General features: G+C 60.6%; 3 protein-coding genes. 1 reads left to right on the forward strand and 2 read right to left on the reverse strand.

Going from position 1 to position 3,516, the window contains the following annotated elements:
• Positions 1–51 precede the first annotated feature (51 nt).
• Positions 52–612 (reverse strand): hypothetical protein, encoded by a 561-nt coding sequence (locus tag ACMUOY_RS19810; protein WP_413894459.1) that lies wholly within the window; start codon positions 610–612, stop codon positions 52–54.
• 182 nt (positions 613–794) lie between these two features.
• Between ACMUOY_RS19810 and ACMUOY_RS19815 the strand changes: the two genes are divergently transcribed.
• On the forward strand, positions 795–2,474 hold the full coding sequence (locus ACMUOY_RS19815; RefSeq protein ID WP_413894460.1) for an AMP-binding protein: 1,680 nt from the start codon (positions 795–797) through the stop codon (positions 2,472–2,474).
• On the opposite strand, the gene ACMUOY_RS19820 is transcribed toward ACMUOY_RS19815, so the two are convergent.
• Positions 2,471–3,516: methyl-accepting chemotaxis protein (locus ACMUOY_RS19820; RefSeq protein WP_413894461.1), on the reverse strand; the 1,046-nt coding region annotated here is incomplete at its 5' end. The two genes, ACMUOY_RS19815 and ACMUOY_RS19820, sit on opposite strands and share 4 nt — an antisense overlap.

The raw sequence follows: 3,516 nt of genomic DNA on the forward strand, positions 1-3,516 counted from the left end.
TCTGCCTTGGCCGACGTGTTTCGAAGCCAAAGACTCGTGCCATACTTGGCCTCATGCGGTTGAATTTCCTATCCGTGCCATGGTTTCATACAGGTGGATACGGCGTTCCTCGGCCTCTTCCTGTGACACCACCGTGCCAAACTTGGCCGGCTTGGGTGCGTCGTTATCGGCATCGAACAGGTCTTCGGCCACGCCACCATTGCCCACCAGTCGCTCCAGCTTGAGCTTGCACACATAGCGACCACGCCCTTTGGCCAGCGCAAACACAAAGGGCTTGTCCATGCTCTGGGCCAGGGCGGGCAGATCTTTCGTCATGAGCTGCTCTTGCAGCGCAACGGTGGCGGTGGAAATCAGCACGCGGGTCTTGCGTTCCAGCGCCAAGGCGATGGCCGTCGATGCATAGGCGGCCGATTTGCCCACACCGGTGCCCGCCTGAATGACGGCAATGGCTTTGGTGGGCGCGGGGTGCTCACCCAGGTCCGCGCGGGCCAGCGTGGCAGCCACACAGGCGGCCATCTCATGCTGGCCGGGGCGGGGGCGAAAGCCGGGCGTGGAACCAACCACGGTTTCAAAAGCCGACAGCGACAGGTCGGCCAAATGTTCAGGACTCAAAGAAACCATCCAAAAATTGGGGGGAAATAGGGGGCAAGCGTCCCGCAGGGTGCCCAAGTGGCTTGAATATACCGTTTGCGTTGCCTGTGCCGTCTTACAGGGCGCTGTCTCTAAGGGCTTTTCCCGGTGTCGGGAGCCGCCTAATGCGGTATTCTTTCCGATTCTTTTCAAGGAGACCCGCGGTGGCCAAACCCAAACTGATTCTGGACTATGTTTATGACCATGAGGCCAAGCTGGCTGACCGGGTTTACCTGACCCAACCCATTGGTGGCGGGCAAGTGATTGATTACACCTGGCGCCAGACGCTGGACCAGGCGCGCCGCATGGCTGCGCACATCAAGGCGCAAGGTCTGGAGCCCGGTGCACGCATTGCATTGCTGTCCAAGAATTGCGCGCACTTCTTCATGGCGGAGCTGGCGATCTGGATGGCGGGCTGCACAACCGTGGCGATCTTCCCAACCGAGACGGCAGAGACCATCAGCTACGTTCTGGAGCACAGCGGTGCCAGTTTGCTGTTTGTCGGCAAGCTCGATACCTGGCCCGCACAAAAACCCGGCGTGCCCGCAACCTTGCCCTGCATTTCGTTCCCTTTGGCTCCCAAAAACAGCTACGAGCAGTGGGATGCCATCACCGGACGTACCCAGCCCCTGACCGGGCGCATCGCGCGCGATGGCAAGGATATCGCCATCCTGTTGTACACATCGGGCTCCACTGGCACGCCCAAGGGCGTGATGCACAGCTTTGAACGCATCACCAAGGTTGCCGAGAATATTGCCAAAGACGTCAAATCGCGCATTGGTGATATCGATGACAACCGCATCCTGTCCTACTTGCCGCTGGCGCACGTGTTTGAGCGGGCCTGGGTGGAGGCCATGTCCATGGTGGACGGCAAGACGCATGTATTCTTTTCCGAAAGCCTGGACACCTTTGTGGCGGATTTGAACCGTGCAAGGCCCACCACGTTCATCTCGGTTCCCCGCCTGTGGCTCAAGTTCCAGCAGGGTGTATTCGCCAAGATGCCGCCCAAGAAGCTCAACCGCCTGCTCAGCATTCCGATTTTGAGCGGCATTGTGAAGCGCAAGGTTTTGAAGAACCTGGGCCTGGACCAGGCGTTGCTGGCGGGCAGCGGCTCTGCGCCCATTCCGGCAGAGCTCATCTCCTGGTACCAACGCCTGGGCCTCAACATGATTGAGGGCTATGCCATGTCGGAGGACTTTGCCTACTCGCACAATTCCACACCGGAAATCAATGCGCCGGGTTGCGTGGGCGTGCCCTTGCCAGGCGTGGAAGTGCGCATCAGCGAAGAGGGTGAAATTCTCATCAAGTCCCCCGGTCAGCTGGTGGGTTACTACAAGCGCCCTGATCTGGATGCCGAGGTGTTCACCGCCGATGGCTTCTTCCGTACCGGCGACCGTGGCGAGCGCCGCGCCGATGGCCTGCTGAAGATCACCGGACGGGTGAAGGAAATTTTCAAGACTTCCAAGGGCGAGTACGTGGCGCCAGCGCCCATCGAGAACAGCTTGAACGCGCACCCCCTGATCGAGATGAGCATGGTCTCCGGCCTGGGCCAGCCAGCCGCATATGCCATGGTGGTGCTGGGTGAAGATGTGCGGCCCAAGCTCAAGGATGCCGCGTTCCGCAAGGACGTGGAAGCCCAGCTGGCGCAATTGCTCAAGGATGTCAACGCCGGCTTGATCAGCCACGAAAAGCTGCAGATGATCGTTGTGGCGCAGGAGCCTTGGAGCATCGAGAACGGCTTACTGACACCCACCATGAAGATCAAGCGCTCGCGCATTGAAAACGAAGTCTCTACCCGTGTGGAGACCTGGTACAGCTCCAACAGCAAGGTGCAGTGGGGTTAACGAGAACCCAGCTTGAAAACTGCTACGACTTGAACCAGGTCTTGGGCCTGGCTCTTTAGTCCGCTGGCTGCTGCAGCCATTTGCTCCACCAGAGCGGCGTTTTGTTGGGTGGTCTGGTCCATATGACCCACGGCCTCACCAACCTGTGCCACTCCCAAGGACTGCTCGTGGCTGGCGGCGCTGATTTCTCCCATGATGTCGGTTACGCGCTTGATAGCGCTGACGACTTCATTCATGGTTGCGCCCGCTTGGTCAACCAGCGTTGTGCCGTGCTCGACCCGGTCGACGCTGGCTCCAATCAATGTCTTGATCTCCTTTGCCGCTTCAGCTGAACGGCCCGCCAGTGCACGCACTTCGGATGCCACCACGGCAAAGCCGCGACCCTGTTCGCCGGCCCGCGCTGCTTCGACAGCAGCGTTCAGCGCCAGAATATTGGTCTGAAATGCGATGCCATCGATCACGCTGATGATGTCGGAAATCCTGCGTGACGCCTCGTTGATGCCCTTCATGGTCTCCACGACCTGGCCCACCACCTCGCCGCCCTTGACCGCGACGGTCGATGCACTTTGTGCTAGCTGGTTGGCCTGGCGGGCGCTGTCGGCGTTTTGCTTCACGGTGGAGCCCAGCTCTTCCATGCTTGCTGCGGTTTGCTCCAGCGCGCTGGCCTGCTGCTCGGTACGGGCCGACAGATCGTGGTTGCCCTGTGCAATCTCGGCGCTGGCCGTGGCCACCCCTTCCGAGCCCGAGCGGACCTGCCCGACGATGCCGGAAAAACTGTCGCGCATGGACCGGATGGCGTGCAGCAGGCTGGTGGTGTCGTTGGGCTTGAGCGGGATGTGTACGGTCAAGTCGCCTTCTGCAATACGGTGGGTGATGTCGGCTGCAGCGCCCGGTTCACCACCGAGCTGGCGCAGGATGCTGCGCGTGATCAGCACGCTGAGCTGGCCTTGAAAGAGGTACCCAAGCGCATGCTGATCCTGGGCGGCGGCATCATCGGCCTGGAGATGGGCACCGTCTACAGCACGCTGGGCGCGCGCCTGGA

The organism is Candidatus Skiveiella danica (genome assembly GCF_022705245.1).
Classification (GTDB): domain Bacteria; phylum Pseudomonadota; class Gammaproteobacteria; order Burkholderiales; family Burkholderiaceae_C; genus Skiveiella; species Skiveiella danica.